Origin of the sequence: Pseudomonas sp. 43A, assembly GCF_013363935.1 — a bacterium.
Lineage (GTDB): Bacteria > Pseudomonadota > Gammaproteobacteria > Pseudomonadales > Pseudomonadaceae > Aquipseudomonas > Aquipseudomonas crudilactis.
In genome coordinates this window covers 2968754-2983840 of record NZ_CP054880.1, presented here as the reverse complement: position 1 = coordinate 2983840, position 15087 = coordinate 2968754, and the positions used below count along the sequence as shown (strand labels likewise).

Below are 15087 nucleotides of genomic sequence, written 5' to 3'. Positions count from 1 at the left end.
TCTGAGTACATCTGCCAGAGACTGGTCGGCTGACAGGCCGCCATCGCTGGCAAGCCAGCCCACAGTAAACGCGGCCACCAATAGGCCGAGTGTCAGCTCGCCTGCTTTTGATCTTGATCCACGGGCGACGTCGGAAGGCTGAGTGGAGGGATTCATCCGGGGGTGGGAGCGCAGCGACCGTTTGGCGCAGCCAAACACAGCGAGAGGAGGTGCAGCGCAGCAAACCGTAGGCGCTGCGCCCGGATGGATCCCGGAGCGAAGGAACCCCGAGCCCCAGCGAGCGGGCCGCACGTAGGAGCAAGCCTTTTGGGTTACCTTTTCGGCGTTTGGAAAAGGTGACCCGCCGTAAGGGCGGAACCCTAATCAGCAACACCCGCAGCAACGGATATATACCCAGTCAGCCAGACAATCAGTGATGCACCTCACCCGCCCGCTTCAACAATTTCTTGCACCGCTCAGACAAATGAAACACCTGCAAATGCTTACCCGCTTTGGCATAGCGCTCGCGCAGAGTCCTCAAAGCCGCAATCGCCGAATAATCAACAAAACTCAAATGCCGACAATCCAAAGTCACCCGGGCCGGATCATTAGCCGGATCAAACTGATTGAGAAACGGCGTAGTCGAAGCAAAAAACAACGTGCCATGCAAACGATAAAGCTTGCTGCCGTCAGCCTCCAGATGCTCATCGGCATACAACTCACGCGCCTGCTGCCAGGCAAAGTTGAGCGCAGCGATGATGATGCCGCACAACACCGCGGTGGCCAGATCAGTGAACACAGTGATGGTAGTCACAGCAATGATCACCAGCACATCATTGAGCGGCACTTTGTTCACCACCCGCAACGACGCCCAGGCAAAAGTCTGCTGCGACACCACAAACATCACACCCACCAGCGCCGCCAGCGGAATACGCTCGATCAGCGGCGACAGAAACAGAATGAACAACAGAATCAGCACCCCAGCGACCACGCCAGACAAGCGCCCGCGCCCACCGGAGCTGAGATTGATCACGGTCTGGCCGATCATCGCGCAACCGCCCATGCCACCGAATGCGCCCGAGACCATATTGGCCGCACCGAGCGCCACGCACTCGCGATCCGGGTAGCCACGGGTTTCGGTGATTTCGTCGGTCAGGTTCAACGTCAGCAGGGTTTCCAGCAGACCGACCAGCGCCATCAGAATCGCGTAAGGCGCGATGATGCGCAGGGTTTCAAGATTCCACGGGATGTCCGGCAAAGCGAACGTCGGCAAGCCGCCGGCAATGTGCGCCATGTCGCCGAGGGTGCGGGTCGGCAGGTCGAACAGGTAGACCAGCAGGCCGACGCCGAGGATCGCCACCAGCGCCGGCGGCACCGCGCGGGTCAGGCGCGGCAGGATGTAGACGATGGCCATGGTCAGCGCCACCAACCCGGTCATCAGGTACAGCGGCGTACCGCTGAGCCAGTCTTCACCGCTCTTGAAGTGCTCCAGTTGCGCCAGCGCAATGATGATCGCCAAGCCATTGACGAAGCCGAGCATCACCGAGTGCGGCACCATGCGCACCAGTTTGCCCAGGCGCAACAGCCCGAACGCCATCATGATCAAACCGCCAAGCAACACCGTCGCCAGCAAATACTGCACGCCGTGCTGCACCACCAGCGCGACGATGACCACGGCCATCGAACCCGCCGCGCCGGAGACCATGCCCGGCCGCCCGCCGAACAACGCCGTCAGCGTGCAAATGATGAAGGCGCCATACAGGCCCATCAGCGGATTGAGGTGCGCCACCAGCGCGAACGCAATGCATTCGGGCAACAGGGCAAACGAGGTGGTGAGTCCGGCCAGGACATCGGCGCGCAGACGAATCGGTTTCATGGCTTACCTATCGAGCAGCCACTGAGCGCGACTGCAAGTGTTCGAGAAAAAGAGGGTTGCGGATGTTACGGAATTGTCGCGGATCGGGCCAGTGAACGCTGACACTTGTCGGCTCGGGCTTTATGCTGGCGCGCTCCTCTGGTCATTGAGTTTGCCATGTCTGCATTTCTAAGCGCCCGCGAGGTGTGCCAGCGTTTGCGTGAAGCGGCGCTGGGTGTGCTCGCTTTAAAAGTCTGCGAGATGCCTGACGAGGCGGGACGGGTCGCGGTCGATATCGAGGGCTGGCAGTTGCTGCTGGATTTTGAAGGTAGCCGGTTACACCACTGTGAATCGGCCCGCAATGGCGCGGGGCAACAAGGTGCGCTGGAGAGCTGGCAGCGTTACGGCACCGATCCGGTGAGTTTGCTCAGTACCTGGGAATTGGCGCAGATCGAACAATTGCTCAACGCGCAAATGAACGAGGTTGCTCAATGATGGCACTCTGCCCATAATTCGCACCCTCCTCTATTCCCACGCAAGGAACTGCCGTGAAGAAGTCGCTGCTGTTGATCCCGATGCTGGCCGTGCTGCTGCAAGGCTGTGGCATGACCATGACCCGCTACGAGCCGAGCTTTGAGAACGTGCAGAAGCTCAAGCAAACCCCGCCGCTGCATGCGATCAGCAATCCTCAAGTCACCGCCGAATCCGGTGAAGGTTCGCTGGTGGTCCGCGCCAACCCGGTACGCTCGCCGTCCGGCAGCATCCCAGCGCATATTCAGGACGCGATCACTGAAGAGCTGCGCAAGGCCGGCCTGCTTGATCCGCAGGCTCAGCGTCAGTTGAAAGTGCTGGTGGTGAAGAACGAACTGTCCGCCGGCATGGGCACGGGCGACGGCAAACTGGCTGCTCGTTTCACCCTGCTCAGCGGCAACGATGTGGTGTACGACGCGACCAAGAATGTCAGCAGCCAGTGGAGCAGCAGCTTCTTCGGCTTCATTGCGATCCCGAACGCGGTCAACGCTTACAACCCGATGTTGCGTGACTTGCTGAAAGAACTGTACAGCGATCCACAGTTCATTCAGGCCCTGAAGTAAGGGCAAAAAAAAGAGCCGCAATTGCGGCTCTTTTTTGGCTTCAGGCCCGTGGAATGCGGGTTTCGAGTGCCGAGTACTTCAGGTTCTTGCTATCAACCATTTGCTTGAGCAGCGCGTTGACCTGACGGGTAAACGTGTCATTCACCGCTTCTTTTGGCGTGTTGGCCATCAGCGGGATGAACCAGATACCGATCCAGGTACCGATCGCATCGTGATTGCTCGCGGTGGTCAGGGCCTGACCCTGGCCATCCATGCCTTCCAGGCTCAAGGTGTACTGATCCGTGCCATAGGCCGGGATCACCATCATGCTGAAGCCGCTGATGAAGGCCAGCACCATGGAACCTGCATTCGGCGGATGGTTGTACATTTTCAGACGCAGGCTGTAATCGCCCGGCTGCTTCTGGAACTCGTCCAGAGTGACACGGCCGAACAGACCCGAATCGGTGAGGATTTTTTGCAGCTGTGGTTTCAGTTGATCACGTGCCTGCGGCACTTCCACGGCGGAACCACTTTTCGGCTCACCCTGATAGAAATCGAAATCGACGTAGACGTTTGGCTTGTTGGCATAGTTGGCCATCGACGGCATGGTCACCGGCGCCACTTCGTCTTTAGTGAAACTGGCACAACCACCCAGCGCGAGTACCAACCCCAGCGCCAGAATTTTCCCGAATTGCATGATGTCCGTCCCTATGTGTACACATCCAAATGATGGCATTGCGCCTTCACTGTGAAGGCCGGGCGGATTCTAGAGAGAGCGGCGGTCGGGCGAAAGTCTGAATTCAGGAAATCAGCAAAAAAATTTGCTCAGCCCTGCCGCAAGTCAAGGTTGTAGGTGTAATAACCGCTGTCACGCACGTAGCCGAGGGATTCATACAAGCCTTGCGCCGTGAAGTTGTCAGTGGCGGTTTCCAGCACCAGCCCCTTGGCGCCGCTCGCCAAGGCAAAGTCACGCGCCGTGTTCATCAGCAATCGACCCACCCCGCGCCCACGTGCGGCGGGCGTGGTGAACAGATCGCTGAGCAGCCAGGTGCGGTGCGCATCGATGGACGAGAACGTCGGATACAACTGCACGAAACCCAGCGCTTCGCCCTCTGCATCCTGAACCAGAAAAATCGCTGACTCATTGCCGGCCATACGCTCGGCGATGAAAGCTCGCGATTGCTCAAGGTTCGAAGGTTGCTCGTAGAAACCTCGGTAGGCATCGAACAACGGTGCCAGCGCATCCAGATGCGTCGTGTTCGCCCGCAGTGCATGAATGGCCATGTCTGTGCTCCGTTTCACTGAAGTGATCGAAACAGCATAGCGTTGCCCTTCGAGTGTGCTGGCTTCATCGCTATATAGTTTTGTATATTGCGAAACCAAAATCGCCAGAACCTATCCATGCCGTCCAGCAAAGCCGTGTTTCCATGAGCGCCATCCGCGTACGCAACGAGCAGTTGATCCTCGCCGCCGCCAGTGAAGAGTTCGCTGCCAATGGCTTCGACGCCACCCAGACCCGCGACATCGCGGCGCGTGCCGGGGTGCCCAAGGCCAATCTGTATTACTACTTCCAGACCAAGGAAAACCTCTACGGCAAAGTGCTGCTGGGTTTTGTCGAACCGCTGCTGGAAGCCTCGGCAGTACTGCGTGAAAGTGATGATCCGCTGACGGGTTTGCGCGCCTACGTGGCCGCGCGGATTCGCATTGCTCGCGAGCATCCGGCGATTGCCAAGGTGTTCAGTGGCGAGTTGCTGCTCGGCGGTCGACAGTTGCCGGACGAGTGCCGCGATCTGTTGCAGGCCGAAGCACGGCGCAATGTTGAATGCCTGCGCAGCTGGATCGAGCGCGGTTTGCTGGCGCCGGTGGATCCTGAACATTTGATGCTGTTCATCTGGTCGGCGACGCGCACTTACACCAATATCGGCTGGCAGATGGGCCGGATCATGGGGCGCGAAGTGCCGCAGGATGAGGATTATCAAACGGCGGCGCAGACGATTACGCGGATGGTGCTGGAGGGCGTGGTCGTAGCGCCGCGGGTGGGTGAGATTCGTGGGGTTTTGTTTGCGACGTGAGACGTTTGGAATCAGGGCATGGAATCCAGTGGGATCGAGCGATTTCCATTTGTGCGTTGGTACCAGGCTTGCAAAACATCGGGCAGATGCCCTTTCCATTTCACCGCGTTGGTGTAATAGCGCGCCCGCTGATGACCTTGCTCATCGTAGGTCAGCAGGATGATCCAGAAACGCTGGTCGGTTGTGCTCATGATGATGCCAGTGCCCCCCAGGCCACGCATCCACATTTCCACCACCTGACTGCCCGGCACGTCGGCTGAGGGATCACCGATTTGCAAGGTGCCCGAAACCTCGACGAGTCTTTCATAATCGTCCTTGAGCAATCCATGCAGGGCCTGGTTTTCCTCAGGCGTTCGCGCCAAGCCAAGGCTGAGCATGTCGTAATCAAGCGTCAGTGGTTGTTCCGAGGCGACATAAGTGCCGGCGTAATACACGCCCATTCCTCCACCGCAATCGGCATCTGCGCCGACTTGCGAGATATTCAGAACGCCATTGATGGGGGTGAACGTCAACGCGCACTCACCTTCGGCGTAATGCGCTTCTTTGCCTTCAAATACGGCGACACCCTCGAGATTTCCCGAGTTGGCACCCTCGCCCGCTGCAATATCAAAAGTGAGGTGCGCCGCATCGCGACGATGGGTTGTCACCGTTGCCGCCGTTGACGTATTCGGCGGAATGAGCTGCCAGGTCGCGTCCCAACTGAAGGGCTGAGTGGCGTGTTCCAGTTCGGCTTGACGCATCAAATACTGGCGGCGCAAACAGGCCGTGAGGGCGCCACAGGCATTACGACTTTTCAGCCATTGCCGTTGATCGGTCTTGAGAGCCTTGGGATCGGGAACGTTGGCGAGGGTCGAGCGCCAACGCTCTGCAAGCTGCTCATCAAGCTGCGAAAGATACGGATCTGCGCAAATGGCTCTTTCAGTTTTGCTGGCAGCGCTGGCGCAATCGAAACTGCTGGCTTGGGTAACAGCGGCGAACGCAAGGGACGTCAGCAACAAGGCTTGGCGTAGGGAGAGCGCGAACATCGAGAGATTCCATTCTTCGGATGGCGCGCAGTATGCCAGTGCTGCCAGCGGAAATCGCCACTGTAGGAGTGAGCCTGCTCGCGATAGCGTCCAGTCAGACGATGCTGCGTCAACTGACACACTGCTATCGCGAGCAGGCTCACTCCTACAGGTTTTGTGTGGGTTGTCAGAACGTGATGTCGGCGGCGGGTTTGACGTCGATGCGGCCAGTAGCTCCAGTCAGGTGCGCCAGATCCTTGTTGTGTTCGGCGATGATGTCTTCGGCGCTCATGTTGCCGTTGTCGACAGTGGAATGCGCATCGGCGGCAAGCACCACGTCATAACCCAGTTGATGGGCCTGGCGCACGGTGGCGTTGACGCAGTAATCGGTTTGCAGGCCGCAGATGACCAGTTTTTCGAAATCTTCGTTCGGCAGCAGTTTGCGCAAGTCAGTCTGGTAGAACGAGTCCGGGGTGGTTTTGCGTACGCGCAGGTCTTTGGGCGATGTCTCAAGCCCTTCGGCCAGTTGCCAGCCTTCGGCACCATGAGCCAACGGGCTGTCCTTCTCTTCGTGCTGAATCAGCACCACCGGAACGCCAGCCTTGCGGGCGCGAGCGCTTAAACCGTTGATGGTGTTGATCACGCGGTGAATGTCATGGCACTGGTATTCGCCCGAACAGAGGGCGCGCTGGACGTCGATGATCAGTAATGCGGTGGTCATGATGAGCCTTCCTTGATCAGTCCTTGAGACAGGGGCGGACGTAAGCCCGCCCCCTTTTTTACGCCCCTCAGTAACCCAGTGACAAGCCGGTGTTGCGGCGTGGATCGTTAGCGCCGTAGAAGCGGTTTTTGCCGACAGGCTTACCGCCCAGCGACGGCGCACCGACCAGAATCGCGGCGATGTGGTTGGCGTCCTGCGGCCCGGCGAACTTGTGTCCCCAGCTCTCGAGGATCTTCTTCGTGTCCGGGCTGGCGGCGAAGTCTTCGAGGTTGGTTTCTTCCGGCATCCACTGCTGGTGGAAGCGTGGCGCATCGACCGCCTCCTGCAGGCCCATGCCGTAGTCAATGACGTTGAGCATGGTCAGCAGCGTCGCCGTGATGATACGGCTGCCGCCCGGAGTACCGACCACCATTACCACTTTGCCGTCCTTGGTGACGATGGTCGGACTCATCGACGACAACGGTGCCTTACCCGGCGCAATCGCGTTAGCTTCGCCCTGCACCAGCCCGTACATGTTCGGCACGCCGACCTTGGAGGTGAAGTCGTCCATTTCGTCGTTGAGGATCACCCCGGTTTTGCTCGCCATCACGCCCGCGCCGAACCAGTCGTTGAGGGTGTAAGTGACCGACACCGCATTGCCCCACTTGTCGACGATCGAATAGTGGGTGGTGTTGCTGCCTTCATGGGGGGCTACGCCGGGCTTGAGTTCAGCCGACACGCCAGCCTTTTGCGGCTGGATGGCGTCGCGCAGTTTGGTCGCGTAGTTCTTGTCCAGCAGATGCTCGATCGGGTTTTTGACGAAGTCCGGATCACCGAGATAGCTGTTGCGATCGACATAGGCGTGGCGCATGGCTTCGATCTGATAATGCATGCCCTGAGCCGAATGGAAGCCCAGATCCTTCATTGGATAGCCTTCGAGGATGTTCATGATCTGGCAGATCACTACCCCGCCAGAGCTTGGCGGCGGCGCCGAGACCACGTGATAACCACGGTAGTCACATTCCACCGGTGCCAGTTCGCGGGTCTTGTATTTGTCGAGGTCGGCCTGGGTGATGATGCCTTTGTTGGCCTGACTCGAGGTGACGATGGCGTCGGCGACCCAGCCTTTATAGAAGCCGTCCGCGCCTTTTTCGGAAATGGTCCGCAGAGTTTTGCCGAGGTCCTTCTGCACCAGTTTCTGCCCGACCTGCATCGGCTCGCCGTTGTGCAGGAAGATCGAGCCGGAATCGCGCATGTCCTTCTTGAACACGTCGGTGGCGTACTCCAGCAACTCGACATCACCCTGCTCCAGCGCAAAGCCGTCTTCCGCCAGTTTGATCGCCGGGGCAATCATCTCTTTGCGCGGTTTGGTCCCGTATTTGCTCAGTGCCAGCTCCATGCCCGACACCGTGCCGGGCACGCCCACCGCCAAATGGCCGCGTGTACTCAGTTCGGGAATGACGTTGCCTTCCTTGTCGAGGTACATGTTGGCCGTCGCTGCCAGCGGCGCTTTTTCACGGAAATCGAGGAAGGTCTTGCGTCCGTCCGCCAATTGAATGGTCATGAAACCGCCACCACCGAGGTTGCCTGCAGCGGGATAAACCACCGCCAGTGCGTAACCCACGGCGACCGCCGCATCGACGGCGTTGCCGCCACTTTTCAATACGTCGACACCCACATGGGTGGCCAGGTGTTGCGCGGTGACCACCATGCCGTTTTCGGCGGCAATCGGCGCTACCGACGCCGCGTGAGCCATGAGACAGCTGAGTGCCAGTGAGGTCGCTATCAGCGATTTGGCCAAAGGTTCGTACTTCATGTGTCGATCTCTTTTTTTGTTTTCAGGGTCTGTGCAAAACAGAGGGGGAACGCTTCAAGAGCACCAAGCAGTATGGTCGGCTTTGCGTATTGCGCCTCCCCGATCAAACAGTATGCTGGGCACTGTTGCCGCCCTGATCCGGAGTCTGCCGTCATGTCTTACACGTTCATCACCCTGCCCTCGCCCGTCGGCGAGCTGAAGCTGGTCGCGAACGGTTCACGACTGGCGGCCATCCTCTGGGAAAACGACAAACCGAACCGCGTGCGCCTCGGGCCGATGAGTGAGGCCCCCGACAATCCGGTGCTGATTCGAACGGCTCGACAACTTGAAGAATATTTTTCCGGGACGCGTGACTGTTTTGATCTGGAACTGGATTTCGCTGGCACCGACTTTCAGAAAAAGGTCTGGGCGGCGCTGCTGACCATTCCATTCGGCGAGACACGCACCTACAGCCAGATTGCCGAACAGATCGGCAATCCCGGCGCCGTGCGGGCAGTGGGCGCAGCGAACGGACGCAACCCGATTTCCATCGTTGCGCCGTGTCATCGCGTGATTGGCGCGTCGGGAAAGCTGACCGGGTTTGCCGGTGGGCTCGAGGCGAAAGAGCGCTTGCTGGCTCTGGAGGGTGGACCGTGGTCGCAAATTGGCAAAACCGGCGAGCTGTTCTGAATCAAGCGCCGAACAGGTTATTCATCGCCGCATACTGCAACAGCATGATGGTCTTGGCGTCGCAGATCTCACCGCGCTGAAACGCTGCCAACGCTTCGTCGAATCGCCACTCCAGAACTTCCAGTTCTTCGGTCTCCTCTTCCAGACCACCACCGTCGCTGACTTTCGACGCCGCATCGTATTCGGCAATGAAAAAGTGCAGCTTCTCGGTCACCGAGCCGGGGCTCATGTAAGCCTCGAATACCTTTTTCACATCGTGCACGCGATAACCGGTTTCTTCCTCCGCTTCATCGCGAATCCGCTGCTCCGGCGCAGCGCCCTCGAGTAATCCGGCCGCCACCTCGATCAGCAAACCATCATGACCATTGACGAACACCGGCAAGCGGAACTGCCGGGTCAGCACCACCGTGCGCTGCTCGCGGTTGAACAACAGAATTGCAGCGCCATTGCCGCGGTCGTAAACCTCACGGGTCTGACGCTGCCACTCGCCATTGTTGCGGTGATAGTCGAAGGTGATTTTCTTCAGCAGATACCAGTCATGGGACAACACCTGAGTGTCGACGATGTTGACCCGCTCGGCTGTGTTTGACATGACACTTGATCCTTTTGTCATTGAAGGCACCTGGGTAGGTAAAAGCCCTTTTTTGTGAACGAAAAAACGAAACCCTATACCGCCCTACAAACCATGTCGAAACATCCTACAGATGTCGCCTACTCGCCCGACTTCTTTCCTGTTTGATCCCCCGCAAAGTCCCCGCACCTTTTTGATGTGCGCGAGAGACTGCGAATGCTTCCAACCGATCGGCTGCTGGCCCTGAACAACAGCATCGGCCTGCTCGTTGTTGCTGCTTTGAACCCGGACGAGCCGGACTTCGAACACCTGATCCGCGAGTTCCGCCTGTGCCTGAACCACTACGACGCCTGGGCCGAGCAGTTCTGGACAGGCTCCGCGCTGGATGTCGAGCAGGTGTTCACCGTCGGCAACGACGTGCGCCTCAGCGCGCCGATCAAGTCGCGCCAACCGCTCAGTTCATCGGTGGTCATGTGCTCGGCCAGTGGGTCGCTGACACTGGTGCATATGTTCGAGGCCGCGCGGTTTGTGCCGATCGGCAACACCCCGGTAACCCTCGAACCGGTGATTGCCGATATCGGCGGTGTGCTGACTTTTGGCGAACCGCTGCACCACACCATCGGGCCCAGCGGCATTCTGCAGGTGACCAACTGTGATCGGGGCCAGCGTTATCGCATCACCTTCTTTCCCGATGTGTCCACCGACCATGTGCAGGCGTTGTATGCCTCTTATGAAGGTGTCATTGCCGGCCTGGAAGGCTGGCTGCGCGCTGAGTGGACAGAATTTCAGCCGCAGTGGACGGAGTTTTCCAGCGCCGGATTTCTTGGCCGTTACGGTCAATTGCAACAGGCCGACTGGCGCGGATTCGAGAAAGCCCTGAATGGCGTCTGGGATGACATCCGGCAAGTGTTCGCCCTGCTCGCCGACCTGCAGGCCAACAGTGAAAAATTGCTGGAATACCTCAGCGAGGCCGAGCTTGAGGCGTTGTTGAATGCCTCCAGCGACGCCATTGCCAACGGTCTGCTGATCCTCAGTGACGAACCGCTGCTGTTCATTCATCTGGCCGCGTTTACCAGTTGGTTGAAGATGCTGCCGCCGCAATACCTGGCCGAAGTGGTGGCCGAGGTGCGGGTCGAACTGCTGATCAGTTTTCTGTTGATGGGGTTGTCGGGTGGCATCGGCGTGCCACTGCGCTTGAGCAGCAAGGTGCTGGCGAAGGTCAAGTCGCCGCGGGCGCGGGAATGGCTGGCGGCGTCGGCGTTGCGGTTGGCTGAGCTGACGTCGGCGCCGGAACTGAGCAAACACGCGGGCGCGTTGAAGCCGCTGATGTTTCACGCGCGTGACGTTGAGTTGAAACCGACACCGTCGATACCGCTGAACATTCGTCAGACCGATTCGCTGGTGTTGACGGTGCCGAATCCGGCGCCGCTGGCGCGGGACAAGTCTGGCGGTTCGAGCCGGTTGCAACGGCATGAACCTCACGACGACTCGCCAGATCAGGCGAAAAATCCCAATGGTGACAGCGCCGATTGCGTGCCCTTCACCTGCACCAACGGTTGTCCGGTGTCGATGGTCACTGGCGAAGAACTGCTGACCCTGAGCGATGCCGTGCTCGATGGCGTGTTGCCGTTTGAGTTCACGCGGTTGTATCGCAGCAGTGCCACCGAAATCGATGTTGGGTTGGGGTTTGGCTGGAGTCATTCGCTGGGGCATCGGCTGGAGTTTTTCGCTGATGAGGTTGTTTGGGTCGATCACGAAAACCGGCGAACACGGTTTCCGCTGCCGAGTATTGAGCGGCCGGCGATTCACAACAGTTTGTCGCGGGCGGCGATTTTTCTGGGTGATGAACCGGAAGAGCTGATCCTGGCGCTGGCCGGGGATACGGCGCGGTTTTATCACTTTCGTGCAGGACGGCTGACGGCGATCAGCGATGCCTATGGCAATCGTCTGACGGTGCAGCGCGATCGGTCTGACCGGGTGCAGCGACTGGACAACGGTGCCGGGCGTTCGCTGCTGTTGCGCTATGACCGGGCGCAGTTGCTGGGTGTGGATTACCAGGTTTTTCAGAACGCGGAGTGGGTAACTGAACAAGCGCTGGTCAGTTACCGCTACGACGCTTATCGGCACCTGATCGAAGCGACCAACGCCGTCGGCGACAGCGAGCGTTACGACTACGACGACGCCCACGTGATTCTGCAGCGGCAACTGGCTGGCGGCGCGAGTTTCTTTTGGGAGTGGGAGCGCTCGGGCAAGGCTTCTCGCTGTGTCAGGCATTGGGCCTCGTTTTCGCAGATGGACACCCGTTACGTCTGGAACGACGACGGCAGCGTGGCGGTGCATTACGTCGATGGCACTGAAGAAACGTACGTCCACGACGAGCGTGCGCGGTTGGTGCGTAAAGTCTCGGCGGATGGTGGTGAGCAGCTCAAGGCCTATGACTCTTCGGGGCGGTTGATCGCCGAGCAGGATGCTTTGGGTGCCATCACCGAATACCGCTACGACGAGGTCGGACGGCTGATCGCGCTGATTCCACCGGATGAGGCGCCCACGTCCTACGAGTATCGCAACGGTTTCCTGTACCGGCGTTCACGCGGCGATGCGGAGTGGATCTATCGGCGCAATGCCGAAGGCGATGTCACCGAAGCGGTCGACCCCGATGGTCAGGTCACCCATTACTACTACGACACCCGGGGTCAGTTGCTGTCGATCCGCTACCCGGACAGCAGTCGGCATCGACTGGTCTGGAACAGCCTCGGCCAGTTGACCGAAGAAACCTTGCCCGACGGTGGCGTACGGCGCTTTTCCTACGATGCACTGGGGCGCCGGACCACGACTGCGGACGAACACGGTGCAGTCACCCGGCAACATTGGGACGCCGTTGGCCGACTGATTCAGACGACGTTTCCTACCGGCAGCACCCGCGCGTACAGCTACGGCGCCTACGGTCAGGTCACCGCCGAGCGCGATGAACTCGGGCGCATCACCCGCTACGAATACGACGATGACCTGCACCTGGTCTCGCGGCGGATCAACCCCGACGGCACGCGGGTGCAGTACCGCTACGACCATGCGCAGTTATTGCTCACCGAGATTGAAAACGAATCCGGGGAAAAATATCGGCTGGATTACACGCCGACCGGGCTGATTCGTCAGGAAAGCGCTTTTGACGGCCGCCGCACGGCGTACGCCTATGACCTCAACGGCCATCTGCTGGAGAAGACCGAGTTCGGTGATGACGGCTCTTGTTTGCTCACCGCTTATGAGCGCGATGCTGCCGGGCGTCTTCTGGTCAAAACCCTGCCCGACGGCATCAAGGTCAGTTACCAATACGACCGCCTCGGCCGACTGATCAGTGTCGACGACGGTCAGCAACACCCGCTGGCCTTCGAGTACGACCGTCAGGACCGGCTGATCACCGAACATCAAGGCTGGGGCACCCTGCGTTACCGCTACGACGCCTGCGGCCAGCTCCAGCGCATGCGCCTGCCGGACAACAGCAAACTCGACTATCACTACGCCAAGGGCGGTGCACTGGCCGCCATCGACCTCAATGGCGCATCGCTGACCCGCCATGTCTACCAGTCGGGCCGCGAACAACAACGCCAGCAGGGGCTGCTGCTCAGCGAATATGCCTACGACGATCAGGGACGCTTACTCGCGCACGCTGTAGGCCATCAGCACGATTCGCTGTACCGCCGCGATTATGCCTACAGCGCCAACGGCAATCTCGCGCACATCGCCGACAGCCGCCACGGCCAACGCACCTACGGCTACGACGCGCTCGACCGCCTCATCCGCGTACGCCACTCACGCGACGAACTGCCGGAAAGCTTCGCCCACGACCCGGCCGGCAACCTGCTGATGCAGGACCGCCCCGGCCCGAGCCAGATCAAGGGCAACCGCCTGCTGATGCAGGGCGACCGCCACTACGACTACGACGCCTTCGGCAACCTGATCCGCGAACGTCGCGGCCGCGCGCAGACTCTCGTCACCGAATACCGCTACGACAGCCAGCACCGCCTGATCGGCCTGACCCGTCCCGACGGCCAGACCGCGACTTACCAATACGACGCTTTCGGCCGGCGCATCCGAAAAACCGTCAACGGCGAGACCACCGAGTTCTTCTGGCAAGGCGACCACCTCGTCGCAGAAAGCAGCGAAAGCGAATACCGCAGCTACGTCTACGAACCCGGCACCTTCCGCCCGCTCGCGCTGCTCGACGGCAAAGGCCCGAAAAAAGCCTGCCCCTTCTACTACCAACTCGACCACCTCGGCACCCCGCAGGAACTCACCGACTACAGCGGCGACATCGTCTGGTCCGCGCAATACGACGCCTACGGCAAAGTCGCCGCACTGACCCTGGCCGGCGACGACTACCTGAACCAGCCGCTGCGCTTTCAGGGGCAGTACTTCGATGCGGAAAGCGGGCTGCATTACAACCGGCACCGGTATTACGACCCGAGGCTGGGCCGGTATCTGACGCCGGATCCCATCAAGTTGGCTGGTGGGCTGAATCAGTACCAGTACGTGCCGAATCCGACGGGGTGGGTGGATCCGTTGGGATTGGCTTGCACTCCGTGCCCGGGAGCGATACAGGCAGATGGGCCGTATAGTGAAATTGTTCCAGGCGGGGGATTAGCTGCCCATGAAGCCCAAGGTGGGCATCTGATTATCAAGCATGTTGGAAGAACTGATATCCAACTGGCTCAAAGACTACATGCAGAGCCCAACATTCCTGCAGCTTCTACTTTCATGAATCGCGCCGAAGCTGAAGCTGCAGTATCTGAAGCATTAAGCTCGAATTCGCAAAAAGTGATTCAATTCTTGAACAGCAACAAAGGAAAAACGAGTTTTTCGCATGATCTCGGCCGACCAGTGGGTGTGAGTATGCCCAATGGCCTTACGCACTCTCAATCAGCATCAAAATTGCTATTGGTCTTGAAAAAAGACCCTGCGCTGCCTTTGGGATATTTTTTACTAACGGGATTTCCAGAGCTATGAAAAATGACTTTCCAGAAGCTCAAGATTTTTTTGGCGCCTATTTCCATCAAGATTGGCTGGTGGAACATGACACAGCGGATCAAGTCATTGACGACTTTTTGAAAAATTCAGATAAAGAAGTGCTGATTTTAGTCCGTAGCGAACTGCGAGCCCTGCTCAGCAAAAAGCTAAAAGAAACAGACCTGCGGGCGTTCCTCTTAAAAGAAATGCATTGTTACTATTGTTACTGGAACAAATGGGCTTCCGGCGAAGTATGGCTACGCCATATCGAAAGGAAGTTGAACGAAAACCTGGCTGACTAGTACGCGTACTTACAGGGGCCTCAAATTTCAGGTCCAGTTTTTCTG

Annotated in this window: 13 protein-coding genes; 6 read left to right on the top strand and 7 right to left on the bottom strand. The window is 58.9% G+C overall.

Features of this window, described 5'->3' with window-relative positions:
• Positions 1-409: 409 nt before the first annotated feature.
• Positions 410-1855 carry a SulP family inorganic anion transporter gene (locus HUW52_RS13255; protein WP_175553875.1) on the bottom strand — a complete coding sequence of 482 codons (1446 nt, stop codon included), beginning with the start codon at positions 1853-1855 and terminating at the stop codon, positions 410-412.
• 156 nt (positions 1856-2011) lie between these two features.
• On the opposite strand from HUW52_RS13255, the gene HUW52_RS13250 reads away from it, so the two are divergent.
• On the top strand, positions 2012-2329 hold the full coding sequence (locus HUW52_RS13250; protein WP_175553874.1) for a hypothetical protein: 318 nt from the start codon (positions 2012-2014) through the stop codon (positions 2327-2329).
• A gap of 53 nt (positions 2330-2382) precedes the next feature.
• The gene (locus HUW52_RS13245) at positions 2383-2928 is read left to right on the top strand and encodes a hypothetical protein (RefSeq protein WP_175553873.1); all 546 of its coding nucleotides are present in this window, start codon (positions 2383-2385) and stop codon (positions 2926-2928) included.
• Between the two features lie 40 nt (positions 2929-2968).
• Here the strand turns inward: HUW52_RS13245 and HUW52_RS13240 are convergent, their stop codons facing one another.
• Together HUW52_RS13240 and HUW52_RS13235 are read right to left on the bottom strand one after the other, a co-directional pair.
• The gene (locus HUW52_RS13240; protein ID WP_016986915.1) at positions 2969-3604 is read right to left on the bottom strand and encodes a hypothetical protein; all 636 of its coding nucleotides are present in this window, start codon (positions 3602-3604) and stop codon (positions 2969-2971) included.
• 128 nt (positions 3605-3732) lie between these two features.
• Positions 3733-4191: a GNAT family N-acetyltransferase gene (locus HUW52_RS13235; RefSeq protein ID WP_175553872.1), complete on the bottom strand. Its 459-nt coding sequence runs from the start codon at positions 4189-4191 to the stop codon at positions 3733-3735.
• A 143-nt stretch (positions 4192-4334) separates the two neighbouring features.
• Here HUW52_RS13235 and HUW52_RS13230 point away from each other — a divergent pair, with 143 nt between their 5' ends.
• Positions 4335-4979, top strand: coding sequence for a TetR/AcrR family transcriptional regulator (locus HUW52_RS13230; protein ID WP_122600594.1), 645 nt, complete (start codon positions 4335-4337; stop codon positions 4977-4979).
• A gap of 11 nt (positions 4980-4990) precedes the next feature.
• Here the strand turns inward: HUW52_RS13230 and HUW52_RS13225 are convergent, their stop codons facing one another.
• From HUW52_RS13225 to ggt, 3 genes are all read right to left on the bottom strand, one after another.
• A complete protein-coding gene (locus HUW52_RS13225; protein WP_175553871.1) occupies positions 4991-6004 on the bottom strand; it encodes a lysozyme inhibitor LprI family protein in 1014 nt (337 codons plus the stop codon).
• Positions 6005-6170: 166 nt separating this feature from the next.
• A complete protein-coding gene (locus HUW52_RS13220; RefSeq protein WP_175553870.1) occupies positions 6171-6704 on the bottom strand; it encodes a cysteine hydrolase family protein in 534 nt (177 codons plus the stop codon).
• A gap of 67 nt (positions 6705-6771) precedes the next feature.
• Complete coding sequence (gene ggt / locus HUW52_RS13215; RefSeq protein WP_016986920.1) at positions 6772-8499, bottom strand: gamma-glutamyltransferase; 1728 nt, start codon at positions 8497-8499, stop codon at positions 6772-6774.
• Positions 8500-8652: 153 nt separating this feature from the next.
• Between ggt and HUW52_RS13210 the strand changes: the two genes are divergently transcribed.
• Entirely contained in the window at positions 8653-9168 is a 516-nt protein-coding gene (locus HUW52_RS13210; RefSeq protein ID WP_175553869.1) for a methylated-DNA--[protein]-cysteine S-methyltransferase, read from the top strand.
• A gap of 1 nt (position 9169) precedes the next feature.
• On the opposite strand, the gene HUW52_RS13205 is transcribed toward HUW52_RS13210, so the two are convergent.
• Complete coding sequence (locus HUW52_RS13205; protein WP_016986922.1) at positions 9170-9760, bottom strand: NUDIX domain-containing protein; 591 nt, start codon at positions 9758-9760, stop codon at positions 9170-9172.
• A 195-nt stretch (positions 9761-9955) separates the two neighbouring features.
• Here HUW52_RS13205 and HUW52_RS30785 point away from each other — a divergent pair, with 195 nt between their 5' ends.
• Entirely contained in the window at positions 9956-14740 is a 4785-nt protein-coding gene (locus HUW52_RS30785; protein ID WP_175553868.1) for an RHS repeat protein, read from the top strand.
• Positions 14737-15042, top strand: coding sequence for a contact-dependent growth inhibition system immunity protein (locus HUW52_RS13195; protein ID WP_175553867.1), 306 nt, complete (start codon positions 14737-14739; stop codon positions 15040-15042). The genes HUW52_RS30785 and HUW52_RS13195 overlap by 4 nt, the downstream gene beginning before the upstream one ends.
• Positions 15043-15087: the final 45 nt, after the last annotated feature.